22 protein-coding genes are annotated in these 26474 nt (G+C 71.5%); 16 read left to right on the forward strand and 6 right to left on the reverse strand.

Annotated features, from left to right (window positions below; translation table 11 throughout):
- Positions 1–2: 2 nt before the first annotated feature.
- The 6 genes from ACQP0U_RS04895 (at position 3) to ACQP0U_RS04920 (ending at position 6589) form a co-directional block, all read left to right on the forward strand.
- Complete coding sequence (locus ACQP0U_RS04895) at positions 3–1154, forward strand: ABC transporter ATP-binding protein (protein WP_433320626.1); 1152 nt, start codon at positions 3–5, stop codon at positions 1152–1154.
- Positions 1151–2059: an ABC transporter permease gene (locus ACQP0U_RS04900; protein WP_433316135.1), complete on the forward strand. Its 909-nt coding sequence runs from the start codon at positions 1151–1153 to the stop codon at positions 2057–2059. Before ACQP0U_RS04895 ends, ACQP0U_RS04900 begins: the two co-directional genes overlap by 4 nt.
- Complete coding sequence (locus ACQP0U_RS04905; protein ID WP_433316136.1) at positions 2056–2892, forward strand: ABC transporter permease; 837 nt, start codon at positions 2056–2058, stop codon at positions 2890–2892. The genes ACQP0U_RS04900 and ACQP0U_RS04905 overlap by 4 nt, the downstream gene beginning before the upstream one ends.
- A gap of 49 nt (positions 2893–2941) precedes the next feature.
- Complete coding sequence (locus ACQP0U_RS04910; RefSeq protein WP_433316138.1) at positions 2942–4393, forward strand: NAD(P)/FAD-dependent oxidoreductase; 1452 nt, start codon at positions 2942–2944, stop codon at positions 4391–4393.
- Positions 4393–5574 carry a saccharopine dehydrogenase family protein gene (locus ACQP0U_RS04915; RefSeq protein WP_433316140.1) on the forward strand — a complete coding sequence of 394 codons (1182 nt, stop codon included), beginning with the start codon at positions 4393–4395 and terminating at the stop codon, positions 5572–5574. Before ACQP0U_RS04910 ends, ACQP0U_RS04915 begins: the two co-directional genes overlap by 1 nt.
- Positions 5575–5845: 271 nt before the next feature.
- Positions 5846–6589 carry a G5 domain-containing protein gene (locus ACQP0U_RS04920; protein ID WP_433320629.1) on the forward strand — a complete coding sequence of 248 codons (744 nt, stop codon included), beginning with the start codon at positions 5846–5848 and terminating at the stop codon, positions 6587–6589.
- A 138-nt stretch (positions 6590–6727) separates the two neighbouring features.
- Here ACQP0U_RS04920 and ACQP0U_RS04925 read toward each other — a convergent pair whose 3' ends face one another.
- Genes ACQP0U_RS04925 through ACQP0U_RS04935 form a run of 3 tightly spaced genes read right to left on the reverse strand, consistent with a single transcriptional unit; the run spans position 6728 to position 9900 of the window.
- Complete coding sequence (locus tag ACQP0U_RS04925; protein ID WP_433316142.1) at positions 6728–7072, reverse strand: DUF779 domain-containing protein; 345 nt, start codon at positions 7070–7072, stop codon at positions 6728–6730.
- Positions 7072–8577, reverse strand: a complete 1506-nt coding sequence (adh, locus tag ACQP0U_RS04930; protein ID WP_433316144.1) for an aldehyde dehydrogenase — start codon at positions 8575–8577, stop codon at positions 7072–7074. Before adh ends, ACQP0U_RS04925 begins: the two co-directional genes overlap by 1 nt.
- Before the next feature lie 39 nt (positions 8578–8616).
- The gene (locus tag ACQP0U_RS04935) at positions 8617–9900 is read right to left on the reverse strand and encodes a GAF domain-containing protein (protein ID WP_433316146.1); all 1284 of its coding nucleotides are present in this window, start codon (positions 9898–9900) and stop codon (positions 8617–8619) included.
- Between the two features lie 240 nt (positions 9901–10140).
- Here ACQP0U_RS04935 and ACQP0U_RS04940 point away from each other — a divergent pair, with 240 nt between their 5' ends.
- The 6 genes from ACQP0U_RS04940 to ACQP0U_RS04965 all read left to right on the forward strand — a co-directional run bounded on the left by ACQP0U_RS04940 (position 10141) and on the right by ACQP0U_RS04965 (position 15485).
- Positions 10141–10806, forward strand: coding sequence for a response regulator transcription factor (locus tag ACQP0U_RS04940; RefSeq protein WP_433316148.1), 666 nt, complete (start codon positions 10141–10143; stop codon positions 10804–10806).
- Positions 10803–11867, forward strand: a complete 1065-nt coding sequence (locus ACQP0U_RS04945; protein ID WP_433316150.1) for a sensor histidine kinase — start codon at positions 10803–10805, stop codon at positions 11865–11867. Before ACQP0U_RS04940 ends, ACQP0U_RS04945 begins: the two co-directional genes overlap by 4 nt.
- Before the next feature lie 73 nt (positions 11868–11940).
- Positions 11941–12951: a threonine ammonia-lyase gene (locus tag ACQP0U_RS04950; protein WP_433316152.1), complete on the forward strand. Its 1011-nt coding sequence runs from the start codon at positions 11941–11943 to the stop codon at positions 12949–12951.
- Positions 12948–14078 (forward strand): D-alanine--D-alanine ligase family protein, encoded by a 1131-nt coding sequence (locus tag ACQP0U_RS04955; RefSeq protein WP_433316154.1) that lies wholly within the window; start codon positions 12948–12950, stop codon positions 14076–14078. Before ACQP0U_RS04950 ends, ACQP0U_RS04955 begins: the two co-directional genes overlap by 4 nt.
- Positions 14075–14752 carry a M15 family metallopeptidase gene (locus tag ACQP0U_RS04960; RefSeq protein WP_433316155.1) on the forward strand — a complete coding sequence of 226 codons (678 nt, stop codon included), beginning with the start codon at positions 14075–14077 and terminating at the stop codon, positions 14750–14752. Before ACQP0U_RS04955 ends, ACQP0U_RS04960 begins: the two co-directional genes overlap by 4 nt.
- Positions 14753–14810: 58 nt before the next feature.
- Positions 14811–15485: a hypothetical protein gene (locus ACQP0U_RS04965; RefSeq protein WP_433316157.1), complete on the forward strand. Its 675-nt coding sequence runs from the start codon at positions 14811–14813 to the stop codon at positions 15483–15485.
- A gap of 64 nt (positions 15486–15549) precedes the next feature.
- Here ACQP0U_RS04965 and gabT read toward each other — a convergent pair whose 3' ends face one another.
- Both gabT and ACQP0U_RS04975 read right to left on the reverse strand, forming a co-directional pair.
- Entirely contained in the window at positions 15550–16821 is a 1272-nt protein-coding gene (gene gabT, locus ACQP0U_RS04970; protein WP_433316159.1) for a 4-aminobutyrate--2-oxoglutarate transaminase, read from the reverse strand.
- 3 nt (positions 16822–16824) lie between these two features.
- Positions 16825–18261, reverse strand: coding sequence for a gamma-aminobutyraldehyde dehydrogenase (locus tag ACQP0U_RS04975; RefSeq protein ID WP_433316161.1), 1437 nt, complete (start codon positions 18259–18261; stop codon positions 16825–16827).
- Positions 18262–18404: 143 nt separating this feature from the next.
- Here ACQP0U_RS04975 and ACQP0U_RS04980 point away from each other — a divergent pair, with 143 nt between their 5' ends.
- Positions 18405–19844, forward strand: coding sequence for an aldehyde dehydrogenase family protein (locus ACQP0U_RS04980; protein WP_433316163.1), 1440 nt, complete (start codon positions 18405–18407; stop codon positions 19842–19844).
- 18 nt (positions 19845–19862) lie between these two features.
- On the opposite strand, the gene ACQP0U_RS04985 is transcribed toward ACQP0U_RS04980, so the two are convergent.
- Entirely contained in the window at positions 19863–21104 is a 1242-nt protein-coding gene (locus ACQP0U_RS04985; RefSeq protein ID WP_433316164.1) for an SUKH-3 domain-containing protein, read from the reverse strand.
- Positions 21105–21183: 79 nt separating this feature from the next.
- On the opposite strand from ACQP0U_RS04985, the gene ACQP0U_RS04990 reads away from it, so the two are divergent.
- The 3 genes from ACQP0U_RS04990 to ACQP0U_RS05000 are packed head-to-tail and all read left to right on the forward strand — an operon-like array spanning position 21184 to position 26015.
- A complete protein-coding gene (locus tag ACQP0U_RS04990; RefSeq protein ID WP_433316166.1) occupies positions 21184–21606 on the forward strand; it encodes a YbaB/EbfC family nucleoid-associated protein in 423 nt (140 codons plus the stop codon).
- Complete coding sequence (locus ACQP0U_RS04995; protein WP_433316168.1) at positions 21603–21935, forward strand: hypothetical protein; 333 nt, start codon at positions 21603–21605, stop codon at positions 21933–21935. The genes ACQP0U_RS04990 and ACQP0U_RS04995 overlap by 4 nt, the downstream gene beginning before the upstream one ends.
- 15 nt (positions 21936–21950) lie before the next feature.
- On the forward strand, positions 21951–26015 hold the full coding sequence (locus tag ACQP0U_RS05000; RefSeq protein ID WP_433316170.1) for a toxin glutamine deamidase domain-containing protein: 4065 nt from the start codon (positions 21951–21953) through the stop codon (positions 26013–26015).
- Positions 26016–26474 lie beyond the last annotated feature (459 nt).

Here is a 26474-nt window from a genome sequence, read left to right on the forward strand (position 1 = left end):
AGATGGCGCGCGAGACACCCGCCGGCGACCTGCGCCTGGCCAACCTCACCAAGCGGTTCGGCGTCTTCACCGCCGTCGACGACCTGAGCCTGACCATCGAGCAGGGCTCGTTCTTCGCGCTGCTCGGCGCGTCCGGCTGCGGCAAGACCACCACGTTGCGGATGATCGCCGGCCTGGAGGAGCCGACAAGCGGCCAGGTGCTGCTCGGTGACCGGGACATCGCCCGGCTGCGGCCGTACAAGCGACCGGTCAACACCGTCTTCCAGAGCTACGCGCTCTTTCCGCACCTCACCATCTTCGAGAACGTGGCCTTCGGGCTGCGCCGACGCGGTATCCGCTCGGTCGACGACGAGGTCACCCGCATGTTGTCGCTCGTGCAGCTCGACGGCTACGGCAACCGCCGCCCCGCCCAGCTCTCCGGCGGTCAGCAGCAGCGGGTCGCGCTGGCCCGCGCGCTGATCAACCGACCGCAGGTGCTGCTGCTCGACGAGCCGTTGGGCGCTCTCGACCTCAAGCTGCGCCGGCAGATGCAGATCGAGCTGAAGCGCATCCAGACCGAGGTCGGCATCACCTTCGTCCACGTCACCCACGACCAGGAGGAGGCCATGACCATGGCCGACACCGTCGCAGTGATGAACGCCGGCCGGATCGAGCAGTTGGGTGCCCCGGCCGACATCTACGAGTTCCCCGCCACCGCCTTCGTGGCGAACTTCCTCGGCCAGTCCAACCTGCTCGCCGGCGAGGCCACCGGCGTCGGCGGCGGCGACGTCGCGGTGACGGCGCACGGCACGCGCCTCTCGGTGCCCGTGGGCCGGTCGCGGGCCGACCACGGCCCGGTCCACCTGGGGGTACGCCCCGAGAAGCTGATTCTGGTCGGCTCCGCCGACCAGGTGCCCGCTGGGCATCAGCACGTCACCGGGGTGGTCACCGACGCCTCCTACGTGGGAGTCAGCACGCAGTACCTGCTGCGCACCGGCTGGGGCACCGAGCTGTCGGTCTTCGCCGCCAACAGCGGGACGTCGACGCCTGTGGCGGTCGGCAGCGAGGCGGTGGCGTACTGGGATCCGCGGCACGCGTTCCTGCTGCCCCGCGACGCCGCCGACAGCGACCGGACGTCGCCGGTGCTCGATGAGCCGGTGGGTGCGTCGTCGTGACCCTCCTGGCCCCCACCGGATCGGGGCACCCGCCACCCGCGCCACCGGCAGCCCGGTCCGGGCGACGCCGGCTCCTGCCGTACCTCCTGTTGTTGCCGGGCGCGGCCTGGCTGCTCATCTTCTTCGGTGTGCCGCTCGTGCAGTTGGCGGCGGCAAGCCTGTACGACCCCAGCGGCTCGCTCTCCACCGGGTACGCGATGACCTGGGCGTTCAGCAACTACCCGGACGTGGTGCAGGCGTACTGGCCGCAGTTCCTCCGCTCGTTCGGTTACGCCGGGTTGGCCCTGGTGCTGGCGCTGCTGCTGGGCTACCCGTTGGCGTACGCGATAGCGCAGAAGGCCGGCCGCTGGAAGAACCTGCTGCTGGTGTGCGTCGTCGCGCCGATGTTCACCAGCTTCCTGGTCCGCACGCTGGCGTGGAAGACGATCCTGTCGGACAACGGCGCGCTCGTCGGTCTGCTGCGGGACGTGCACCTGCTCGCCCCGGACGGTCGGCTGCTGGCCACGCCGTTCGCTGTGGTGCTCGGCCTGACGTACAACTTCCTGCCGTTTCTGGTGCTGCCGCTGTACGCGAGCCTGGAGCGGCTGGACCACAGGTTGCTGGAGGCGGCCACCGACCTGTACGCGAGCCCGGTGCAGGCGTTCCGTCGGGTGACGCTGCCGCTGTCCATGCCCGGCCTGGTCGCCGGCACGCTGCTGTTCTTCATCCCGGCCAGCGGCGACTACATCAACGCGGAACTGCTCGGCACCCCGAACGAATACATGATCGGCAACGTCATCGACTCGGCGTTCCTGGTCCGACTGGACTACCCGCAGGGCGCCGCGCTGTCGTTCCTGCTGATGGCGGCGATCCTCGCGGTGGTCTTCGGTTACCTGCGCCGAGCCGGCACGGAGGAGGTCCTGTGAGGGTTTCCCGTTGGCTCTCGGACCGCTGGGTGATGATCGTGGCGTTGTTGGTGCTCGGCTATCTGGCGCTGCCGATCCTGGTGGTGGCCGCGCTGTCGTTCAACCGCCCGTCGAGTCGGCTCTCGTACGACTTCAACGAGTTCACCCTCGACAACTGGCGGCAGCCGTGCGCCACCTCGGACATGTGTGACGCGGTGGTCCGCAGCGTGCAGATCGGCTTTATCGCCACAGTGGTCGCCACAGTGCTCGGCACCCTGATGGCGTTCGCGCTGGTCCGGCACCGCTTCCGTGGCCGGTCCGGGATCAACGTGCTGATCTTCCTGCCGATGGCCACCCCGGAGTTGGTGATGGGCACGTCGTTGCTGGCCCTGTTCGTGTCGGCGGGCGTACCGCAGGGTTTCTGGACCATCGTGATCGCGCACGTGATGTTCTGCGTGTCGTTCGTGGTGGTCACCGTGAAGGCGCGGCTGGCCGGGATGGACCGGCGGCTGGAGGAGGCCGCCATGGACCTCTACGCCAGCGAGTGGCAGACCTTCCGACGGATCACCCTGCCGCTGGTGCTGCCCGGCATCGTGGCCGCCGCGTTGCTGGCGTTCTCGCTGAGCTTCGACGACTTCATCATCACGAACTTCAACGCCGGCACCACGGTCACGTTCCCGATGTACGTCTGGGGCGCTGCCCAGCGTGGCATCCCACCGCAGGTCAACGTGATCGGCACCGCGATGTTCGCGGTAGCGCTGCTGCTCGTGGGGCTCAGCTCGCTGCGTGGTCGACGGGCCCGCCGCGCCAACCTGCTGTCCGGGCCGGTACGTCCCGCGCGCCGGTCGTCATGACGCCCCCGCCTGCGGATCGGCCTCCGGCTCGTCCGACCGGTGTGCCCTCATGACGCTTCCGCATACCGGCCGGGCGCTGGCCGACGCGGCACCTGTGCCGTACTGGCTCGACCGCCCGGACCGCCCCGACCCGCTGCCGGCACTGGATGGTCCGCACTCCGCGGACCTGCTGGTGATCGGCGGCGGTTACAGCGGACTGTGGGCCGCGCTGTTGGCGAAACAGGCCGACCCTGAGCGAGACGTGCTGCTCGTCGACGCGGGGACCTGCGGTTGGGCGGCGTCCGGGCGCAACGGCGGATTCTGCGCAGCCTCGCTGACCCACGGCCTCGCCAACGGCGTCGACAGGTTCCCCGACGAGGTCGGCGAGTTGGAACGGCTCGGCCGGGAGAACCTGGACGCCATCGCCGCCACCGTCGCGACATTCGACATCGACTGCGACTTCGAGCGCACCGGCGAGCTGGCCGTCGCCGTCGAGCCGTACCAACTCGACGGGCTGGCCGCCGACGCGAATCTGGCCCGCCGGTACGGCCACCGGGTGCGGTTGCTCGACCGGGACGAGGTGCGCGCCGAGGTGCACTCGCCGACGTACCTGGGCGGCATGTTCGACGCCGACCGGGTGGCCATGGTGGACCCGGCGAAGCTGGCCTGGGGCCTGCGGCGCGCCTGCCTCGACCTCGGCGTACGCGTGCACGAGCACACCCGGGTCACCGGCCTGCGCGCCGACGGTGCCGCGCTGCACGCCAGCACCCTGGGCACCGATTCCGCCGCCCACCGGGCCGACAGCCGGGCCGCCGGCCGACCCGGCTCGATCCGGGCGCGACGGGTCGTCCTGGCCACCAACGCGTTCCCGCCGCTGCTGCGCCGACTGCGCGCGTACCTGGTGCCGGTCTACGACCACGTGCTGATGACCGAACCGCTCACCCCGACCCAGCGCGACGCCATCGGTTGGCGCAACCGACAGGGGCTCGCCGACACCGCCAACCAGTTCCACTACTACCGGATCACCACCGACGGGCGGATCCTCTTCGGCGGCTACGACGCCGTCTACCACTACGGCAATCGGGTCGCGCCCGAGCTGGAGCAACGACCAGCCACCTTCACCACCCTCGCCCGCCACTTCTTCACCACGTTCCCGCAGCTCGCCGGCGTGCGGTTCAGCCACCGCTGGGGCGGTGTCATCGACACCTGCACCCGGTTCTGCCCCTTCTTCGGCACCGCCTACGGCGGCCGGCTGGCGTACGCGGCCGGCTACACGGGCCTCGGCGTCGGGGCCACCCGCTTCGGCGCCCGGGTGCTGCTCGACCTGCTCGACGGCGGGAACACCCCGCTGACCGGGCTCGACCTGGTTCGCCGCAAACCACTGCCGTTCCCGCCGGAACCCGTCCGCGCGGTCGGTATCAATCTCACCCGCTGGTCACTGGCCCGCGCCGACGCGCGCGAGGGCCGGCGCGACCTCTGGCTCCGTACTCTCGATCGTTTCGGTTTGGGGTTTGATTCCTGATGCGTGTCCTCCTCGTCGGCGCCGGTGGCGTCGGCTCCGCCGCCGTAGCCATCGCCGCCCGACGGACCTTCTTCGAGACCATGGTGGTCGCCGACCACGACCCCGTTCGCGCCGAACGCGCGGTCGCCGGGCACGGTGACCGGTTCGTCGCGGCCCAGGTGGACGCCTCCTCGGCCGACGCGGTCACCGCGCTGTGCCGGGAGCACCGGATCACGCACGTGCTCAACGCCGTCGACCCGCGGTTCGTCATGCCGATCTTCAATGGTGCGTTCGCGGCCGATGCGGACTACCTGGACATGGCGATGTCGCTGTCGCACGCCGGGACCGGGGTGAAGCTCGGCGACGAACAGTTCGCGCTGGCCGACACCTGGTCGGCGGCCGGTCGGCTGGCGCTGTGCGGCATCGGGGTCGAGCCCGGCCTCTCCGACGTGTTCGCCCGATACGCCGCCGACGAGCTGTTCAGTGAGATCGACGAGATCGGTGTGCGGGACGGGGCGAACCTCACCGTCGACGGGTACGACTTCGCGCCCTCGTTCTCCATCTGGACGACGATCGAGGAGTGCCTCAACCCGCCGGTCGTCTGGGAACGGGACCGGGGCTGGTTCACCACCGAACCGTTCTCCGAGCCCGAGGTCTTCCACTTTCCCGAGGGAATCGGGCCGGTCGAGTGCGTCAACGTCGAGCACGAGGAGGTGCTGCTCATCCCACGCTGGGTAAAGGCCCGGCGGGTCACCTTCAAGTACGGCCTCGGCGACGAGTTCATCGAAGTGCTCAAGACGCTGCACAAACTCGGTCTGGACGCGGTCTCCCCGGTGCGGGTACGCGGCGTCGACGTCTCCCCGCGGGACGTGGTGGCCGCGAGCCTGCCCGACCCGGCCACGCTCGGAGCCCGGATGCGCGGCAAGACCTGCGCCGGCACCTGGGTTCGCGGCCTCGGCCCCGACGGGCAGCCCCGGGAGGTCTACCTGTACCACGTGGTCGACAACGAATGGTCGATGCGGGAGTACGGGCACCAGGCGGTGGTCTGGCAGACCGCCGTCAACCCGGTCGTCGCGTTGGAGTTGCTCGCCAGCGGCACGTGGGCCGGCGTGGGAGTGCTCGGGCCGGAGGCGCTGCCCCCGATGCCCTTCCTCGACCTGCTGACCGGCTACGGGTCACCCTGGGGCCTGGAGGAGCGGTGACCACGCAGTTGTGACGGCATCGCGACAGATCCTCCGTCGCCATCGGACCGCCGCCCGCGAATCGGTTCGATGCGGGGAGATCTCTCGCTTTTGTAGGTGCGGGCACCTGCACGATCGGCCCTGCCCTGCCGGCCTGGAGGGCCGCCGTGCCTGTCGACTCGTCGCCCGCAGGCGCGCCCACCGATCCTTCCCGCGAGGCGAAAGGCGCAGGTGACGAGCACGACGGTGGATATTGCACGCTGTGTTTGCGACGACACTCATCGCCGTGACGATGCAACCACCACAGAACCCGGGGCCGCCGTACCCGCCACCGATCGGCCAGACGCCCCGACCGAACTGGTTCCGCCGGACCACTCCCGCCGGCCGGCTCGCCGTGATCCTCGGCTCGGTGACCCTGTCGATCCTGCTGCTCTGCTGCGCCGGCACCGCCATCGTCGGCGCGTTGACCGGCGAGCCGGAGCCGACCAAGACCGGCGCCGCCGCCGAGGAGCCGCAGCAGCCGATCCTGGCCGCACCCGGCGAGCCGGCCGAGGACACCCCCGCCCCGGAGGAGTCGCCGGTTGCGGCGTCCTCCGCCGTGCCCCCGTCGGCGGCAGCCGCGCCCGTGGTGCAGGTGACGACCGTGACCGAGCGGGCCGCGATCCGGTACGGCGAGCGGACCGTCAAGGACTCGTCGCTGGCCGAGGGCAAGCGGGTCGTCCGCGGCAAGGGCGTGAACGGCGTCCGCACCCTGACCTACGAGGTGACCACCACCGATGGCGTGCGGACGGCCAAGAAGCTGGTCAAGTCCGTCGTGACCAAGCAGCCGGTGACGCAGGTCGTCGCCGTCGGCACCAAGAAGCCGAAGTCGTCGAAGTGCGACCCGAACTACAGCGGCTGCGTCCCGATCGCCAGCGACGTCGACTGCGCGGGTGGCGGTGGCAACGGCCCCGCCTACGTACGCGGACCAATCAGAGTGATCGGCAATGACATCTACGACCTGGACCGAGACGGCGACGGCATAGCCTGCGACTGATCCCCCGTCGTGCTCCAAGGTGACGCAACGTTACTCATGCCCAGGCTGACTGCGGTTGAGCGGTATACCTCTGAGTCATATTTATGCCTCAGAGGTATACCGCTCTCCGCACAGTGTGCCTCCCGGGGCCGGGGCGGCTCAGGGGGCGAGGTGGGAGCGGATGAGGAAGCGGACTCCTTCGGGGGCCTCCAGGGAGAAGCCGCTGCCTCGGCCGGGGACCACGTCGACGGTCAACGTGGTGTGTTTCCACAACTCCCACTGGGACTTCGACATCCAGAATTCGACAGGCTCGGACACCCCGTCGACAGCGAGGGAGGCGAGCAGCACGTCGGACGAGCCGGTGCGGAACTCGCCCGCCGGGAAGCACATCGGGGCGCTGCCGTCGCAGCAGCCGCCGGACTGGTGGAACATCAGCGGACCGTGCCGCCCCCGCAGCGACCGGATCAGCTCGGCCGCGGCGGGGGTGACGGAGACGACAGGCATCAGAAGAAGCCGAGCTTCTTGGTGGAGTAGCTGACCAGCAGATTCTTCGTCTGCTGGTAGTGCTCCAGCATCATCTTGTGGTTTTCCCTGCCGATGCCGGACTGCTTGTACCCGCCGAACGCGGCGTGCGCCGGGTACGCGTGGTAGCAGTTGGTCCACACTCGCCCGGCCTGAATGGCCCGCCCGGCCCGGTACGCGGTGTTCATGTCCCGACTCCACACGCCGGCGCCCAGCCCGTACAGGGTGTCGTTGGCGATCTTCACGGCGTCGTCGAGGTCGGCGAAGGAGGTCACCGAGACCACCGGTCCGAAGATCTCCTCCTGGAAGACCCGCATCGAGTTGTCGCCCTCGAAGATGGTCGGCTCGACGTAGTACCCGCCCGCCAGTTCGCCGCCCAGGTCCGCTCGTGAGCCGCCGGTGAGTACCCGGGCGCCCTCTTTCCGGCCGATGTCGAGATAGGACAGAATCTTCTCGAGTTGGTCGTTGGACGCCTGCGCCCCGATCATCGTGTCGGTGTCCAGGGGATGCCCCTGCACGACCTGCTCGGTGCGGGTGACAGCGGCGGCGAGGAAGTCGCTGTAGTGACCCTGCTGGATCAGCGCCCGGGACGGGCAGGTGCACACCTCGCCCTGGTTGAGCGCGAACATGGTGAAGCCTTCCAGCGCCTTGTCCAGGAAGTCGTCGGAGGCCGCGCTGACGTCGTCGAAGAAGATGTTCGGGCTCTTGCCGCCCAACTCCAACGTGACCGGCTTGATGTTCTCGCTGGCGTACTGCATGATCAGCCGCCCGGTGGTGGTCTCGCCGGTGAAGGCGACCTTCGCGACCCGGGCCGAGGACGCCAACGGTTTGCCGGCCTCGACGCCGAAACCGTTGACGATGTTCAGCACTCCCGGCGGCAGCAGGTCCGCCACCAGCGACAGCCAGTAGTGGATGGACGCCGGTGTCTGCTCGGCCGGTTTGAGCACCACGGCGTTGCCGGCTGCCAGCGCGGGCGCGAGCTTCCAGGTCGCCATCAGGATCGGGAAGTTCCACGGGATGATCTGCCCGACCACGCCGAGCGGCTCGTGGAAGTGGTACGCCACTGTGTCGTCGTCGAGTTCGCCGAGCGAGCCCTCCTGGGCCCGGATCGCACCGGCGAAGTAGCGGAAGTGGTCGATGGCGAGCGGGATGTCGGCGGCGAGGGTCTCCCGGACCGGCTTGCCGTTCTCCCAGCTCTCGGCCACGGCCAGGGATTCCAGGTTCTCCTGCATGCGGTCGGCGATCCGGTTGAGGATCAGCGCCCGTTCGGCCACCGAGGTGCGGCCCCAGGCGTCGGCGGCGCCGTGTGCGGCGTCGAGGGCCTTCTCCACGTCGGGTGCGGTGCCTCGGGCGACCTCGGTGAAGGTCTGGCCGGTGACCGGCGTCGGGTTCTCGAAGTAGGCGCCGCCGTGCGGCTTGACGTACTCGCCGCCGATGTAGTGGTCGTAACGGGACTGCCAGTGGGTGGGCGCGTCGTAGCGCGTCATGGTGACCTCCGCCGTCAGTGGGGGATGACGGCGGAAAGGCTAGTTTCGCGGACGTTGCAGGAACGTTGCGCGCTCCAACGCGTACTCACCGGTGAGCTGGTCGATGCGCGCGAGGGCGAGGGGCCGACGCGGCGCGCCCACCGGCAGCGCCCGCGCCAGGGCCTGCCAGGCGGTCAGGTCGTCGGCGCCGGCCGGCGTCGCGGTCCAGGCCGCGAGCAGCGCCGGGTCCGCGGCGGCCAGCACGGCCGCGCGGACCTGGCCGTCGATCAGCCGGCGCAGTCGCGCCACTCCCGGCGCGTCCGAGCCGGGCAGCAACGACCCGGGGTACGCGTCGAGCGCGCCCGCCGGATCGCCCTGGTCCAGCCGGTCGGCGACTGTGGTGAAGTCGGCGCGGACGGTCCCGCGTAGCCGGTACGGGCGTGAGTCGAGCAGCTCCGGGCCGAGCACCCGGCGCAACCGGGACAGCTCGGCGCGCAGTGTGACCGGGTGCAGGCGGTCGTCGCCGTACAGGTCGAGGCCGAGCTGTTCGCCGGTGCGCCCCTCAGGGTGCTGGAGCAGCAGCACCAGCAGCTCGCTGTGCCGTCGGCCGAGTCGGATCCGTCGGCCGTCGAATCGCAGCTCCGCCGCGTCCCGGCCGAGCGCGGTCACGGTGGCGACGCCGGGTTCCGGCGGTCGGTCGGCCGCGAGGTGCGCCTCGGCGGCCCGGGCGGTGGCCCGGACCAGCGCCAGGCTCTGCGGGTTGGCCAGGTGGTCGCCGCCGGTGATGTCGATCGCGCCGATCAGCCGCCCGGTGGCGGGGTCGTGGATCGGTGCTGCGGCGCAGGTCCACCGCTGGACCGGGCGACTGAAGTGCTCGGTGGCGAAGATCTGCACGCTGTGGTCGATGGCCAGCGCGGTGCCGGGCGCGTTGGTGCCGGCGTGCGTCTCGTCCCAGCGGGCGCCGGGTACGAAGTTCATCCGCTCGGCGTGCCGCAGCACCCCCGGATGCCCCTCGACCCAGAGCAGCCGCCCGTGCGCGTCGCAGACCGCCATCAGGTGCGCGCCGTCCTGGGCGATGCCGCCGAGCAGGTCCCGGAACAGCGGCAGCACCCGGGCCAGCGGGTGGACCGCCCGGTACGCGGCCAGAACGTCGTCGGCCAGGTCGACCGGCGGGGTGGCCTCCGGGTCGAGCCGTGCCGAGCGTTCCCAGGAGCGGCGGACCACGTCCCGCACCCGGTGCGGCGCTGCGCCGGCGGTCAGAAAGGCTTCGTGGGCGGCACCGACCTGCGCGATCCGCTCCACCGGATCGACGCCGAACTCCAGGGCGAGCCACGGGTCAGCCATCGGGCGACCTCCTCGACCCCCATCGTGACGCAGCTCACCCCGCAGCGCCAACCGCCGTCGTGGTCGGGGACGGACAACGCAGAGGGCGTGGGCGGGGTACGAAGGCGACATCCCCTGGCTGGCGGTGGTTTGCTCGCTGGACACTCGTGTGGAGGATGGCTGCGGCGGGTGCTTACAGAACCCTTAACCCGGGCCTGCCACGGTATGCCGGGCAAGCCGAACTCGGGGGAGCGGAAAAACGTGCGGGTGCTGGTGGCGGACGACGAGCGGTTGTTGGCGGACACGGTGGCCGAAGGGCTGCGCCGCCTCTCGATGGCCGTCGACGTCTGCTACGACGGTGACGGCGCGCTGGAGCGGGTCGGGGTGAACCGGTACGACGTCGCGGTGCTGGACCGGGACATGCCCGGGCACACCGGCGACGAGGTGTGCCGCAGCATCGCCCACTCGCAGGTCGGCACCCGCGTGCTGCTGCTGACCGCGGCGGCCGGCATCAGGGACCGGGTGGAGGGTCTCGGTCTCGGCGCGGACGACTACCTGACCAAGCCGTTCGCCTTCGCCGAGTTGGTGGCCCGGGTGCAGGCACTCGGGCGACGGTCCACGCCGGCGCTGCCGCCGGTGCTCGCCCAGGACGGCCTGGTGCTGGACGTGGGCCGGCACGTGGCGACCCGGGACGGCCGCCCGCTCGCGCTGAGCCCCAAGGAGTTCGCGGTGCTGCACGTGCTGCTGCGCGCGGACGGCCAGGTGGTCAGCGCCGAGGAGCTGCTGGAGCAGGCCTGGGACGAGTTCGCCGACCCGTTCACCAACGCCGTACGGGTCACCATGATGACCCTGCGCAAGAAGCTCGGTGATCCCGCGATCATCCACACGGTTCCGAAGGCCGGCTACCGCATCGGCGGCACGGCGTGAGCTGGACGCCCCGACGTCGGGTGCTGCTCGTGGGTCTGCTGGCGCTGCTGGCCGGTCCGGTGCTGCCGGCGATGGGCAAGTGGGTGTCGGGGATGACCTGGACCTGGGGGCAGCAGTTCTGTGATCTGCCGGTGCCCGGGTTGTACTCGGTATGCGCCAACGTGCGGCCCGGGGCGTTCGTGCTGCCCCTGGCGGCCGTCCTGCTCGTGACAGTGGCCGCGCTGGTGGGGCTCTGGTTCGGTGCGGTGTGGTGCCTGCGCCCGGTCGCTGACCTGGCCGGTCCGGTCGGGCAGCTCGGCCCGCAGAACCTCGGTCACCGGATCCGGCCCCGGGGCCGCGACGAGCTGGCCCGGCTGTCCCGGGCGATCGACGAGATGATGGAACGCGTCTCCGCCGGTTACGAGGGGCAGCGGCGGTTCGCCGCGAACGCCTCGCACGAGCTGCGTACGCCCCTCGCCGTGCAGCGGACGCTCATCGAGGTCGGCATGGCCAGGGCGCTCAGCGGCGAGCAGTTGGAGCTGTTGACCAGTCAGCTGCTGGAGACCAACGAGCGCAACGAACGCCTCATCGAGGGTCTGCTCGCGCTCAGCGAGAGTGACCAGGGCCTCCGTTCGCGGATACCGCAGCGGCTGGACACGATCGTCGAGGCGGTGCTGGCCGGGTACCTGGACCGCGCCCGGGAGGCCGGGGTCACCATCGAGACCCATCTCGAACCCCGGGTCGTCGTCGGCGAGCGGGTGCTGCTGGAGCGGCTGGTCACCAACCTGGTGGAGAACGGGATCAAGTACAACCGGGCGGGCGGCTCACTGACCGTCGTGGTGAGCGGCGTGCCCGCGCTGTCCGTGGTCAACACCGGCCAGCCCGTGCCGGCGGAGGCGGTAGCCGGTCTGTTCGAGCCGTTCCGCCGACTCGCCCGGGACCGGACCTCGCAGGGCGGCGGTGCCGGCCTGGGCCTGGCCATCGCCCGCTCGATCACTCAGGCACACGACGGCATCATCGCGGCCCGGCCCGCCGAGTACGGCGGCCTACGGGTCGACGTCCAGCTACCCACCTTGAACTGACACTTCCACCCACCTGCACCGGGGTCCACGTACCGCTGGATCCCGCCTGTGGTGTGCCCGAAAAGGAGAGACGATGTCACGCACCATTGGCCAGGTCCGGGCCGATGTCGAGGAGGCCAGCCGCTGGCTTGCCGGCCGCGTGGTCCGTACACCCGTGCTGCGGTCTTCGGTGATCGACGAGCTGGCCGGGGCGCGGGTCCTGCTCAAGGCGGAGAACCTCCAGAACGGCGGCTCGTACAAGATGCGGGGCGCGCTGCGCGCGGTCAGCCGCCTCGCCGAGGCCGGCCACAGCGGAGTGATCGCGCAGAGCACCGGCAACCACGCGGTGGCGGTGGCATTGGCGGCCCGGCAGCACGGGCTCACCGCGACAGTGGTGCTGCCTGTCGACGCGGCGCCGACGAAGGTCGCCCGGGCTCGGGCGGCGGGGGCGCGGGTGGTGTTCGCCGGCACCGGCGTGGAGGAGCGCGTGGCGGTGGCGAACGGGCTCAGCGACGAGAGCGGTCATCCCGTCATCGACGCGTACGACCACCCGGACGTGATCGCCGGGCAGGGCACCGCGAGCCTGGAGCTGATCGAGGAGGCCGAGCGCGCGGGGACGCCGTTGGACGCGCTTGTCGTACCTGTCGGTGGTGGCGGCGGGGTGGCCGGCGCGTGCCTGGCCGCCGCCGGCTCCGGCATCGAGGTGTACGGCGTGGAGCCGGTGGGCTGCGACTCGCTCGCCCGCAGCCTGGCGGCGGGTGTTCGCGTGCCGGTCGCTCCGGCGCCCACCATCGCGGACGGGCTGCGGCCGTCCTGCGTGGGTGAGCTGCCGTTCGCCATCGTCCGGAACACGCTGCGCGGGGTCGTCCGGGTCGACGACGACGAGATCGCTGCGGCGTTCCGGCTGATCCTGACGGAGCTCAAGGTGCTCGTCGAGCCGTCCGGGGCAGCCGGCCTGGCCGGCGCCCTCCGGCTTCCGCCGGCAGGAGACCGGCAGCGGACGGTCGGCGTGGTGCTGACCGGCGGGAACGTGGAGGCGGCGCTGGTGGCCCGGTTGATGGCCCCGCGATCCGCCGACCTGACTACGGAAGGGGTGGCGGCGTGAGCGCGCCAGTTCGGATCGGAATCCTGTTCGGTGGACCGTCGGCGGAGCACGAGGTCTCCTGTGCCTCCGCGCTCGGGGTGGCCCGGGCGCTTGCCGGTGGCGGCTACCGCACGGTCGCCATCGGCGTCACCCGCAACGGCGGCTTCCGGCTGATGCCCGACGCGCTGCTGGCCGAGTTGCGGGACCGACCGGCCGGCGAGCGGGCCATCGACGACCACCTGGTGGTGACCGGGCCCGCCGTCGAGTTGCGGCCCGGTAGGCGTCCGGGCGTCGTGCAGGTGTCCGCCGGCAACGCCCCTGGCGCGGTGCACGCCGAGCTGGACGTGGTCTTCCCGGTGCTGCACGGTCCGTACGGTGAGGACGGTGTGGTGCAGGGGCTGCTGGAGTCGCTGAACGTGCCGTATGTCGGGTGCGGCATCCTCGCCTCGGCGGTAGGCATGAACAAGGTGGCGATGAAGCGGGCGCTACGCGCCGAGGGCATCCCCGTCACCCCGTACGTCTCGTTCGACGCGCACGCCTACCGGGCAGTCGACGACCCGGAGAAGCTGGTGACCGGGCTGAGCCGGCCACTCTTCGTCAAGCCGGCCAGCATGGGCTCGTCGATCGGCATCTCCCGGGTCGGCGAGGGTGACGACCTGGCCGCCGCCGTGGAGGAGGCGCTCCGCCACGACCAGCTCGTCATGGTCGAGCAGGGGGTCGCCGGCCGGGAGCTGGAGTGCGCGGTGCTCGGTGGCTGGCGTCCCGAGGCGTCGGCGGTGGGCGAGGTGCGGGTCGCCGGTGGCTGGTTCGACTACCAGCAGAAGTACTTCGGCGACGCCGACCCGATGATTGTTCCCGCGGTGCTGCCCGACGAGGTGACCGCTCGGGTCCGTGAGCTGTCGCTGCGCGCGTTCGCCGCGATCGGTGGTTGGGGTCTGGCCCGGGTCGACTTCTTCTACGACGAGACGGCCGGTGAGCTGTACGTCAACGAGCTGAACACGATGCCCGGCTTCACCGCGCACTCGATGTACCCGAAGGTGTGGGCCGCTGTCGGGGTCAGCTACCGGGAGGTGGTGGACCGACTCGTCGAGTTGGCCCGCCTCCGGCACGCCGAACGGTCGGCGAGGACGGTGGGGAGCGTCCGATGATCCTGCTCTCCGATCCCCGGGTGGCGGCGGTGCCCAGCGCCGACGACGGCGATCCGTTCGTGGACCTGCGTGAGCTGCCGGAGCTGCGGCTCGACGGCCGGGCGGCCGACCCGGCCGGGGCGTACGCCCGGCTGCGCGCCGGTGTGGTGGACCGCCTGCTGGCCGCGCAGCGTGCCCTGCCCGGTGGGATGCGCCTGCTGGTTGTCGAGGGCTACCGGCCGTACCGGGCGCAGTTGGCCATCTTCACCGGCTACCGGGACGAGCTGCGCCGACGGCACCCGGACTGGTCGCCGGAGCGGCTGCACCGGGAGACCACGAAGTTCGTCTCACCTGTCGAGGTGGCCCCGCACAGCACGGGCGGCGCGGTGGACCTGACGCTCTGCACCGACGACGGTGTGGAGTTGGATCTGGGCACGGCCATCGACGCCACCCCCGAGGACAGCGCCGACGCCTGCTTCACCGACGCGCCGACGATCGGCGGCACGGCCCGCCGGCACCGGCAGATCATGGTGGACGCTCTCGGCGGCGCGGGGATGGTGAACTACCCGACCGAGTGGTGGCACTGGTCGTACGGCGACCGTTACTGGGCGTTGATCACTGGCGCCCCGCACACGCGGTACGGGCCTGTGGACCTGGCCGCCGCACGATCGATACCCGTACCGGCTGAACGGTAGGGCGCTCCGGCCCGTACCAGGTGAGTGAAGGACACCACCGAGGACGGGAGTGACGGCGATGAGGGTGCAGCGCAGGCACGTGCTGGCAGCGAGCGTGGCGGTGCTCGCCGCAGTGGGCGTGTCGGTGGGGACCAGCTTCGGGTTCGCCGACACGTCCGCGGCACGGTCGTCGGTCTGCTCCGGATCGGTCACCTTCTCGGCGGAGGGCGGGGCGCCGGCGGCGACCAGCGACCGGTTCCCGGTGGGTACGCGGTTGCGGGTGACCAACCTGGACAACAACAAGGCGGCCACTGTGACGGTGACCGGCCCGTCGGGCAGCTGTGTGCTGCTCAACGCGGCCGCCATGGAGTTGGTCCGCGAGCCGGGTAAGAACGTGATCCGCCGCAACGTGGTGGAGCGCGTCGACGGCGCGGCACCGCCCGTCGGCGCCCCGGCCCCCGGCACGGTCCGCCCCGGCGCCGCGTCGCCAGGCGCGCCCGGCCCGGCGCCCCGGTCGGCGTGCTCGGGGGCGATCACCTTCTTCGAGGAGGCGGCCGGCCCGGCGGCGACCAGCGGGCAGTTCCCGGTGGGCACCCGGCTGCGGGTGACCAACCTCGACAACAACCGGGCGACGACCGTGACGGTGACCGGCCCGTCGGGCAGTTGCGTGCTGCTCAACTCCGCCGCGATGGAGCAGATCCGCGAGCCGGGCAAGAACCTGGTGCGCCGCAACACGGTCGAGGTGCTTCGCTGACGCCGGGGGAGGGGCCCGTGCACCGGGCCCCTCCCCGCTCAGCCGAAGGCGGCGTCTCGTCCGCTCAGCCGAAGGCGGCGTCGAGGAGTTCCGCGCCCCGGACCAGGTGATCGTCGGAGATCACCAGCGGGGGTAGGAAGCGCAGCACGTTGCCGTAGGTACCGCAGGTCAGGGTGAGCAGGCCGGCGGCGTGACAGGCCGCCGAGATCGCCGCGGTGGCGACCGGGTCGGGGGTGAGCGTGCCCGGCAGCACCAGCTCCATGGCGAGCATCGCGCCCCGGCCGCGTACCTCGGCGACCCGGGGATCCCGCTCGGCGACGGCCCGTAGCCGGGGGACCAGCACCGACTCGATCCGTCGGGCCGCACCGGCCAGGTCCAGCTCGTGCATGGTCTCGATGGTGGCCAGCGCGGCGGCGCAGGCGATCGGGTTGCCGCCGTACGTGCCGCCGAGCCCGCCCACGTGCACCGCGTCCATCAGCTCGGCCCGACCGGTCACCGCGGCGAGCGGCAGGCCACCGGCGATGCCCTTGGCCAGGGTCACCAGGTCGGGTTCGACGCCCTCGTGCTGGCAGGCGAACCAGTCGCCGGTGCGGCAGAAACCGGTCTGGATCTCGTCGGCGACGAAGACCACCCCGGCCGCCGTCGCCCAGGCACGCAGCGCGGGCAGGAAACCCGGCGCGGGTACGACGAAGCCACCCTCGCCCTGGATCGGCTCGATGAGCAGCGCGGCGACGTTCTCCGCGCCGACCTGCTTCTCGATCATCTCGACGGCCCGTGCCGCCGCCTCCGCGCCGGAGAGCCCGCCATCGCGCAGCGGGTACGACATCGGCACCCGGTAGATCTCCCCGGCGAACGGCCCGAACCGGTGCTTGTACGGCATGTTCTTCGCGGTCAACGCCATGGTCAGGTTGGTCCGGCCGTGGTACGCGTGGTCGAACACCACCACCGCCGGCCGACCGGTGGCGTGGCGGGCGACCTTGACGGCGTTCTCCACCGCCTCCGCACCGGAGTTGAACAACGCGGAGCGCTTCTCGAACCCGCCCGGCGTCAACGCGTTGAGCTGCTCGCACACCGCCACGTACGACTCGTACGGCGCGACCATGAAGCAGGTGTGGGTGAACCGCTCCACCTGCGCCCGGACCGCCTCGACCACCCTCGGGGTCGAGTTGCCCACGCTTGTCACGGCGATGCCGGCGGCGAAGTCGATCCATTCCCGGCCGTCGACGTCGGTGATCGTCCCACCGGACGCGTGATCCACGTAGGAGGGGATCACGCTGCCGACGCCCCGGGCGACAGCACCGCCGCGCCGCTTGTGCAGCTCCTCGCTCGACGGCATGGTTCAGCTCCCCAGGTTGTGCATGACGTGCTTGATCCGGGTGTAGTCCTCCAGGCTGTAGACCGAGAGGTCCTTGCCGTGCCCGGAGTGCTTGAAGCCACCGTGCGGCATCTCGGAGACGAACGGGATGTGCGTGTTGACCCAGACGCACCCGAAGTCCAGTCGACGGGTCATCCGCATGGCCCGGCCGTGGTCCCGCGTCCAGACCGACGCGGACAGGCCGTAGTCGACGCCGTTGGCCCAGCGCACCGCCTCGTCCTCGTCGGAGAAGCGCTGCACGGTGATGACCGGCCCGAACACCTCGTCCTGGATGATCTCGTCGGCCTGGCGCAGCCCGGAGACCACCGTCGGCGCGTAGAAGTAGCCGCGTTCGCCCTGCCGGGACCCGCCGGTCTGGATCGCCGCGTGGTCCGGCAGGCGGTCGACGAAGCCGCTGACCCGGGTGAGCTGGTTGGCGTTGTTCAGCGGACCGTAGAGCACGTCGGCGTCGTCCGGGCCGCCGGTCTTCGTGTTGCGGGCCTGTTCGGCGAGCGCCGCCACGAAGTCGTCGTGGACGCCCGGGCCGGCCAGCACCCGGGTGGCCGCCGTGCAGTCCTGCCCGGCGTTGAAGTAGCCACCGAGCGCGATCGCCTCGGCGGCCGCCGCCACGTCCGCGTCGTCGAAGATCACCACCGGGGCCTTGCCGCCCAACTCCAGGTGGGTCCGCTTCAGGTCGGGGGCCGCCGCGGCGGCGACCTCCATGCCCGCCCGGGTCGAGCCGGTGATCGACACCAGCTGCGGGGTCGGGTGCGACACGAGGGTACGACCGGTGTCCCGGTCACCGCAGACCACGTTGAAAACCCCCGGCGGGAAGAACTCGGCGGCGATCTCGGCGAGCAGCAGCGTCGACACCGGCGTGGTGTCCGACGGCTTGAGCACCACAGTGTTGCCGGCGGCGAGCGCGGGGGCGATCTTCCAGACCGCCATCATCAGCGGGTAGTTCCAGGGGGTGACCTGCGCACAGACGCCGATCGGCTCACGCCGCACGTAGGAGGTGTGCCCGGCCAGGTACTCCCCGGCGGACCGCCCCTCCAACATTCGGGCCGCCCCGGCGAAGAACCGGAACTGGTCCACCGCCGGGGGAAGCTCCTCCTCGGCGGTGAGCTGGCGGGGCTTGCCGGTGTTGCGTACCTCGGCGTCGACGAGCTCGGCGGCACGCGACTCCACGGCGTCGGCGAGTTTGAGCAGCGCCCGCTGCCGCTCCGCGGGGGTGACCTCCCGCCAGCTCTCGAAGGCCGTGGCCGCAGCGCTCATCGCCGCGTCCACGTCGGCGGCGCCGGAGATCGGAGCCTGGGCGAACACCTCACCCGTACAGGGGTCGACCAGGTCGGCGTACCCGCCGTCGGCCGGGTCGACGTAGGAACCGTTGACGAAGTTGCGCAGCTGCTGCTGATCACTCATGACGGGATCACTCCGAGGGGGCCGAGGGTGCGGTTCTGCGGCGGTTATCGCAATCTCCCTGCCATCTTCGCTACCGAATTCGCGGCAGACAAGGGTTATCGCGACTGTTTCCGTCGACTCGCCACTCGGCTACGCTGCTCGGCGTGGAGCCCGCACCCTTCTTCGTCGCCTCCCGCCCCGCCACCGGCGAGGGTGAGCTGACCGTCCACCACCCGTACGACGGCCGCCCGGTGGGGCGTACCACATGTGCCACGCCCGACCAGGTCGACGCCGCCGTCGCCGCGGCGGCCGGGGTGGCCGCGCAGGCCGCGGCCCTGCCCGCGCACGCCCGCGCGGCGGCCCTGGACCACGTGTCCCGGCGGCTCACCGAGCGCGCCGACGAGGTCGCCGCACTGATCACCGCGGAGAACGGCAAGCCGCTCAAGTGGGCCCGCGCCGAGGTCGGACGGGCCATCTCCACCTTTCGATGGGCCGCCGAGGAGGCCCGACGCTTCTCCGGTGAGTTGCAACGACTCGACACCGACCCGGCGGCCGGCGGGCGGATCGCGCTGGTCCGGAGGGTGCCGCGAGGGCCGGTGCTGGGCATCACGCCGTTCAACTTCCCGCTCAACCTCGTCGCCCACAAGGTGGCGCCGGCCATCGCCGTCGGCGCGCCGATCATCGTCAAGCCCGCGCCCGCGACGCCCCTGACCGCGCTGCTGCTCGGCGAACTGCTGGCCGAGACCGACCTCCCGGCCGGGATGTTCTCGGTGCTGCCGCTGCCCAACGACCGCGCCGCCGAGCTGGTCACCGAGCCCCGGCTGCCTGTGGTGTCGTTCACCGGCTCCGGGCCGGTCGGCGCGGCCATCCGTCGCGCCGCCCCGGAGAAACACGTGACGCTGGAGTTGGGCGGCAACGCGGCCGCGGTGCTCTGTGCGGACTGGACCTCCGACGAGGACCTGGACTTCGCCGCGCGGCGCATCGCGACGTTCGCGAACTACCAGGCCGGCCAGTCGTGCATCGCCGTCCAGCGGGTGTACGTGCACCACGCCCTCTACGCCGACTTCCTGCCCCGGCTGGTGGCGGCGGTGCGCGAGCTGCGGACCGGAGACCCCGCGTCCGAGCTGACCGACGTCGGGCCGATGGTGTCCGAGGACGCGGCCCGCCGGGTCGAGACGTGGGTGGGTGAGGCCGTCGCCGCCGGCGGCACCGTCGAGGTGGGCGGCCTCCGCGACGGCGCGACCTACCCGCCGACGGTGCTCAGCGGCGTGCCGGCGGACGCCAAGGTCGTGGCCGAGGAGGTGTTCGGGCCCGTGCTGGTGGTCGCCCCGGTCGCCGACGACCAGGCCGCGTTCGCCGCGGTCAACGACTCGGCGTACGGCCTGCAGGCCGGGGTCTTCACGCGACGTCTGGACGTGGCCTTCGCCGCCGCCCGCGCGCTGGAGGTCGGCGGGGTCATCGTCGGCGACGTGCCGTCGTACCGCGCCGACCAGATGCCCTACGGCGGGGTGAAGGGCAGCGGCGTCGGCCGGGAGGGGCTGCGCAGCGCGATGGACGACTACACCGAGCCCCGGGTCATGGTGCTGACCGGCCTCGCGCTGTAGAACACCAGCGCTGCCGCGCTAGTCGGCCTGCCAGGTGCCGTCGTCGCGAACCCGGGCGGGGGCGCGGCCGAGCAGCAGGGTGGTCAGCGCCGCGTCGATGGTGTCGCCGAGGAACCACTCGCCGGCCTGGTCGAGCGCGAACACCCGCCCGCGCTCGTCCACCGCCAGGATGCTGTCCTGCTGCTCGGTGCCGATCGGAAAGAGGCGTACGCCGAGCACCGCGCCGAAGTCCGCGAGGGTGTCGGCGCTGTGCGCGATGGTGTGCGGGCGGATGTCGAAACGGGAGATCCGCACCTGCTCGCCCCGACCACGCCGCGCGCCGACCAGGCTGGGGAACGCGGTGAGCGCCTCCACTGCGGCGGGGAAGACCTCGTGCTGATGGTCCCGCCCCGGCACCGAGGTGACGTCCCGTACGGCGGCGGCGGCCATGAGCTGATCGCCGATGTGTGGTCGCCACCCGGCCGCCACCAGCGCGTTGGCGACCTCCGCCGGGAAGCGCCCGGGATCGGGATCGGGTGCCTCCGGCGCGTTCCAGGTCTCGGTGTAGGCGCGGGTCGACTCCGGCAGGACGCTGGCCCGCACCAGGAAGGAGATGCACGAGTCGCAGGGCCGCTCGGCCGGCCCACCAGCGGGATCGCCCGGCTCACGGATCCGGAAGATCTCGAAGCGGGCGCCCTCCAGCAGCGCGGCAGCCTCGGCCCGCCCCATCGGCGCGATGCCCTCGGCGGCGCGGCGGTGGTCGTACTCGTGCAGGACGTCGGAGATCACGATCAGCTCGGCATGAGCCTCCCCGCCGCGGACCAGCTCGCCGGGGGGCAGCTGGTGGAGATAGTCGCGGACGAGCGGGTGATGGTTGAGCGGCACGTCGGCCTTCGTGCCCTGGGCCGTCCAGATCCGCCCGTCGATGGTCAGGTGGGCGGCGGTGTTCGGGGTGGCGACCCGGTGGATTTCCCGGACCAGCAGGCTCGACGGATCCACGGTGCGGGGAGCTGTCGGCCCCGCGGGCTGGCTACGCCGGTACAGCTCCGCAACCACTGTGCTCGGCACCCGGGGCCAGGTGGTGACCGTGCCGGTCTGCTTGTCGATGACCGTCGTCGGCAGGTCACCCGGCACCGTTCGCACCTCGGTGGGCACGACGGACGTGATGACGTAACCAAGGTCGAACTCGTCGACCATCGCGGTGCACTCGTGGCCGAGGCGCTGCGAGTCACGGCGGGCCCAGGTGGCCGCGAGCTGCTCGGCCTGTTGACGGTCGATCACGCAATGAAACTACCGGACTACACGGATCGATGGCAGCCGGTATTGTTTCGCTCTACCGACGGTGACGGGAGGAGCGGCGGTGGACGAACAGGCGGACCGGGGCGTCAATCGCGAGCTACGGGCCCGATTCGACGACGTGTATGGGCAATACCAGCAGCTCAGGTCCGGTTTGGACACCCTCCAGACACGACTCGCCGCGCTGCGGGTGACCAGGCGGTCGGCCGACGGGCAGGTGACGGCGACCGTGGGCGCGCAGGGCCAGTTGATCGAGGTCGAGCTGACGCCCGCCATCTTCCGGGACCGGGACGCCGGGGCGCTCGGCCGGAAAATCACCGAAACGATCCGGGTCGCCGCGACCGCCGCCGCCGACGCGACACGCGACCTCGTGGCCGAGAGCATGCCGGCCGGCTCCGGAGCGACCGATTTCCTCAAGACCGGCGACTACGCCGCGCTGCTCGGTCGGGCCGACGCCGTACTCGGCAAGGGTGAGGCGAAGGCATGACCGACGGGCAGCTCTGGCTTGATCCGTCCCGGGCCCGCCGGGGTGGCGCCGACCTGGCGCTCGCCGGCGAGGCGGTGACGGCCCGCCGCGCGGCGGAGGGCGGCGCGATCGAGGCCGCCAGCGGCGCCCGGCCCTGGGGTCGAGACGACATCGGCGCCGCCTTCGAACGCAACTACCGCGGGTTCGAGCAGACAGTGCTGCGAGCCTGGGCCGGCGTCGGGCACCGGCTCACCGAGCTGGGCAGCGACGTGGTCGAGGCGGTCGACGCGAGCGTGCAGACCGACGGGGCCAGCGCCGCCCGGGTCGGTCGGGCCGCCGACCAGCATTGACGGCCGGCGATCCCGATGAGCGTGCTGCCCAGTCCCATCCCGCACCCACTGGACCACACCCCGTGGGACGTGCCCGGCTGGATCTACGAGGCCCTCGACTGGGTGGTCGGCGTGCAGTGGCCGGAGGGCAACGAGCGCGCCGTCTGGGACGTTGCCGACCAGTGGTACGCGATCGCCTCGGTGCTCGCCGGGCCGCACGCCGACGCGGCCGCGGCCGCCGCCGAGGTGCACAGCGGCTACGGCGGTGTCGGGTCGGTCGACGCGGCGTTCGAGGCTGCCTGGCGGGGGATCGCCGAAGGCGCCGACGCCCCGCTGCCCGTGCTGCTCGCGGTCACGGCAGACCTGGGCCGACTGGTCGAGGAGTGCGGTTGCGACATTGAGGGCGCCAAGCTGGAAGTCTGGATCGAGCTGGGCATCCTGGTCGTCGAACTGCTCACCGTGGCGGTGGCGGCCGTGCTGACCGCCGGTGCCGCCACCCCGGTCGCCGGCGCGGCGATCACCGCGACGCGGCTGCTGGTTCAACAGATTTTCAAACGGCTGATGGGCCAACTGGCCAGCAAAACCCTCAAACACGGGCTCAAGGAGGCCGGCGAGCGGGCCGCCAAGGAGGTCGGCCGAGGGGGTGCACGCGGGCTCGCCAAGCGGGCCGCCCGTGGAGGGCTGGAGGAGGCCACCGAGGAGGCCGGGGTCACCCTTGCCACACAGGCGTACCAGAACTCCACCGGGCGGGCACACGGCCTGGACCTGACCGATCTCGGGGCCTCCGCGGTCGGAGGGCTGGCTGGCGGGGCGGTCGCGCCGCTGGCCGGCCTGGGCCGGCACGCGACCGGGCGAGCGGCGAAAGTGGGGGAGCACCTCGGGCGCGAGATGACCGGCGAGGTGCTCGCCGAGAACGCGGCGCGCCTGGCCACCGGTCAGGGCCTGACCTCGATGGAGGACGTGGCGCGTGCCGCCGCGTCCGGGGCCACCGGTTCGGCGACCGGGCAGACCGACCACGCGCTACGCGCCCGGCTCGACGCGCAGGCCAACGCCCTCGCCGGAGCATCGCTCGCGGGTCCCTCCCTCCCGTCCGTGCTGCCGGTCGCGGGGGATGCGGCCGCTGTGGGGGCTGTCGGTGGTGTGGCCTCGGGTGGTGTGGCTTCGGGTGGTGTGGTCACGTCTGGCGGCGTTCCGGTGCAGGCGACTGAGGCCGTCGCGTCGGCACCGATGCCGGTTGGCGCGATGTCCGACGTGGACGTGGTGGACAGTTCGGTACGCCCGACCGAGGCGACGCCGTCGACGGGCGGGCCGTTCGGGGAGAGAGCGGGCGTCCCGCACCAGGTCACGGTCGACAGCACGCTCTCGGCAGCGCCCGCAGACCCGGCCACTTCCGACGTGGCCGCCTCGGCGGTGGCTGCCGATTCGGCCGCCTCCGACGTGGCCGCCTCCGACGTGGCCGCCTCCGACGTGGCCGCCTCGGCGATGGCTGCCGATTCCGCCACGTCGGCAGTGGCTGGCGACCCGGCAGCGTCTGCGGTCGGTGCCGATCCGAGGCTGTCGGCGACGGCCGCCGATCCGAGGCTCTCCTCGGCTGCCGCGCCCGTCGCCGGCCCCCTCGAATCGAGCGGCGGTCCGGCTGCCACAGGTGTACCGCCGGTCCACCCCGGCAACTCGCCGCACGCCACCACCTCCGCACCGACCGCTTGGGCTCCGGCGACCAGCCCCTCCGCACCGACGATCACCCCCGGCCTGGCGGCGCCGGTCACCTTCGGCGTCCCGACCACCACCAACGCTCCGCCGCCCGTCGCCCCCGCCCCACCGGTGGTGGGTCGATTCGCCGTGCCGTCGCGTGTTCCGCCGCGGCAGACGCCACCGCCGGTGCGAGCGCCCGACCATCCGGCTCGGGGAAGGGCGTCGATCCCCGTCGACGTGGCCGCGTTCGGTGCCCCGTCGGTGCGCGAGCCCGAGACCAACGACTCGTACGCGGCGCAGTGGGCCGCCGCGGCGGAAGCCGCCGAGCGGCAGCGCTACCAGGACCACTACGAAGCACTGCGGCGCGGGTTCGAGGCCCACCGCCGGCAGGCCGAGGCCGCCCGACTGCGCACCCGTGCCGTGGAGCACGATCGCCGAGCCGTCGAGTACGCCACCTACGCCCGACAACTGCACCAGGCCGGCAACCGCGAGTGGTCCGACGGCTGGCAGCGTGCCGCGAACGAGGAGTCCCGCGCGTACTCCGAATGGCGTGACCTGGCAGACGCGGTGCTGGCTGGCACCACGGCCCCGTCGGTCGTGGACATCAGCGCCACCTTCGAGCACGCCAACCGCGACGTGGGCGCGCTCGCGCTCGGCGCGGTGGAGACTGCCGGCCCCTCCCGGCTCACCGGCGACGACTATCCGCCGCCGATCGACGACTCCCGGCCGTACGGGCAACCCGGAGGACTCCGTCCACCGCTCGCCCTGCACCAGGTCGACGTCGAACGGCAGATGCCCCGCGAGCCCGACGGCACCGTCCCCCGCACCGCCGACCCCCGACAGGGCGGCTGGTTCCGGCTCCTGAACGACGGCGGTCCCGCCGCCGACGCCACCCGGGGCATCAACTGCCTGGACTGCACGCTGTCGCTGTTCGAGACGTGGGTGCACGGGCGGCCCCGCGTGTCGGCGCCACGTACCTTCGACGGCTACCTCGAAGGTGACATCCGGCGTCCCATCCGCGGCGAGGCGGGCGGCCCGGGCCGGGTCGAGGACGTGACCGGCGGGCGCTTCCAGCAACTCCTCGCCCCGGCCTCCGGTCAACCCACTGACGCGGCGCAGGCACGGCAGGCCGCCGACCGGGGCTACCGCAACCTGCACGACCAACTGCTACTGGGCGGCCACGGCAGCTACTCATTCCTGGTCACTGAGTGGGCGCACGGCGGCTCACACGCGTGGGTGGCGCTCAACCAGAACGGCACGGTGCTCTACGTCGACCCGCAGAACGGCGTGGTCCGGGACCGGCCGCTCTACCCCGACGTGGTCGGCATCGACGCGCTGATCCTCAGCGGGGACGGCCGACCGATGCCCCTCGGCGGCCTGCCCCGGGGCCGGTTCAGCGAGCGGCCCGACCTGCCCGATCACCCGCCGACGTACGACGACGGCAGCCACGGCGACCCGTACATCAACCGGATGTACCTGCTCCTCGACGGCCCGGGCTCGGCTCCGTGGTCGCCGGACAAGCCGGCTGGTGATCCGACCGCAGCGAAGGAGCCGGGTGATACAGCCGTTGAGTTGGCGCAACTCACACCAGGCGAGTTGACGGCTCTGACGGAGCTTCGACATAGCGCACTTGCGATCGCCGATCGAGTCGAAGAGACTCTGACTCGGGTCGGGTGGAACGTGACGAAGGCTCTGGGCCTCACAGAGCCGGTGCAGTTGCATGACCGCCGCTTCCGCGTCAAAGGTCTGGGTTCGTTGGCACGGAAGTTCGTCGATGAGGCGCGAGGTCTGAATATTGGGGTCGAGGAATTCTCGCAGACGGTCAACGACGTCCTCCGGTTCCTGTTCGAGATGCCACCAGGGGCGAGCTATCGGCGGGGCGTTCAGTTGGTGCTTGCGGGCCTAGCGGAAGCCGGGTTCGTCATCCCACAGTCGGATCTCAAGAACTTTTGGCGGGCAGGTAACAGGTTCTACGGATTCAACTGCACCCTGCGAACCCCCGAGGGGTTCCTCGTCGAATTGCAGCTGCACACGCGTGACTCGCGGGAGGCGTGGATGCAGACTCACGGCGACTACGAGATTCTGCGCCGGGTCTCTAGCCGGCCGGAAGAGCATGTGCACGCGTTCCTGCGGATGCTTGCCACGAACCGTGAGCGCCGGATGTCGGAGTCCGTCCCGTCCGGCTTGGAGGATCATTTCCCGACCAAGGATGCAAGCTTTGCCAAGTGGTTGAGCCGGAACGGAGATGCCTGGCAGAAGTATCGGTCGTGGCTTGATCGTCAAGGGACCAGCTTCTCGCAGGTGGTGCATGAGTTGGGGTTGAATGTCTCCGATTTCCCAATAGCAGCGGACGTCGTCATCAAGTTGGAGAAAGAAATTGTTGACGTATTACGTGATCTACCGGAATGACGAGAGGGTCGGAGGTCCAGCCGGACTCTTCGTAATGGACGTAGGTGCAGGTAACGCCATTCTTTGGGATCACCGTAGCGGACGCTGGGCCTTCGATCCGGCTCTGGTCGTGCGCTTCGTCAACGACTATCGAAACGTCGATCGCTTCGAAACCGTCGATCGGGCGACGGCAGAGAGAGTGGCTGAGACCGTCAGCGGGGGCACATCGTTGCCCGCCGAGGACAGCATCCGAGCCATGTTCGGGCCAGGTGCCAGCGCCGGTGGTCCGTAGCCGTCCGGTCGGCCCGCGGGCGGTCCCGCACGTCCGTCTCCTTTGCTGCGGGAGTCGCCGCGAATGTGATCGGAGTGGCGGATCTGGCGCGACCGACGGTGATCGGGAAGCTGCCCGTGAGTTGCTCGACGAGGCGGCCGGGCTTGTGGCCGACGGCGGCGCCCATGGGTTGGCCGCTGGGTCGAGGG

Origin of the sequence: Micromonospora sp. CA-269861 (assembly GCF_050948505.1) — a bacterium.
In the GTDB taxonomy this organism is placed as follows: Bacteria; Actinomycetota; Actinomycetes; order Mycobacteriales; family Micromonosporaceae; genus Micromonospora.

Coding starts and splice junctions, on each gene's coding strand:
- ACQP0U_RS04975 (WP_433316161.1), bottom strand. CDS start 18,261: ATGAGTGATCAGCAGCAGCTGCGCAACTTCGTCAACGGTTCCTACGTC.
- ACQP0U_RS05000 (WP_433316170.1), top strand. CDS start 21,951: ATGAGCGTGCTGCCCAGTCCCATCCCGCACCCACTGGACCACACCCCG.
- ACQP0U_RS04995 (WP_433316168.1), top strand. CDS start 21,603: ATGACCGACGGGCAGCTCTGGCTTGATCCGTCCCGGGCCCGCCGGGGT.
- ACQP0U_RS04895 (WP_433320626.1), top strand. CDS start 3: ATGGCGCGCGAGACACCCGCCGGCGACCTGCGCCTGGCCAACCTCACC.
- adh (WP_433316144.1), bottom strand. CDS start 8,577: ATGACGCGCTACGACGCGCCCACCCACTGGCAGTCCCGTTACGACCAC.
- ACQP0U_RS04950 (WP_433316152.1), top strand. CDS start 11,941: ATGTCACGCACCATTGGCCAGGTCCGGGCCGATGTCGAGGAGGCCAGC.
- ACQP0U_RS04965 (WP_433316157.1), top strand. CDS start 14,811: ATGAGGGTGCAGCGCAGGCACGTGCTGGCAGCGAGCGTGGCGGTGCTC.
- gabT (WP_433316159.1), bottom strand. CDS start 16,821: ATGCCGTCGAGCGAGGAGCTGCACAAGCGGCGCGGCGGTGCTGTCGCC.
- ACQP0U_RS04925 (WP_433316142.1), bottom strand. CDS start 7,072: ATGCCTGTCGTCTCCGTCACCCCCGCCGCGGCCGAGCTGATCCGGTCG.
- ACQP0U_RS04910 (WP_433316138.1), top strand. CDS start 2,942: ATGACGCTTCCGCATACCGGCCGGGCGCTGGCCGACGCGGCACCTGTG.
- ACQP0U_RS04915 (WP_433316140.1), top strand. CDS start 4,393: ATGCGTGTCCTCCTCGTCGGCGCCGGTGGCGTCGGCTCCGCCGCCGTA.
- ACQP0U_RS04920 (WP_433320629.1), top strand. CDS start 5,846: ATGCAACCACCACAGAACCCGGGGCCGCCGTACCCGCCACCGATCGGC.
- ACQP0U_RS04960 (WP_433316155.1), top strand. CDS start 14,075: ATGATCCTGCTCTCCGATCCCCGGGTGGCGGCGGTGCCCAGCGCCGAC.
- ACQP0U_RS04935 (WP_433316146.1), bottom strand. CDS start 9,900: ATGGCTGACCCGTGGCTCGCCCTGGAGTTCGGCGTCGATCCGGTGGAG.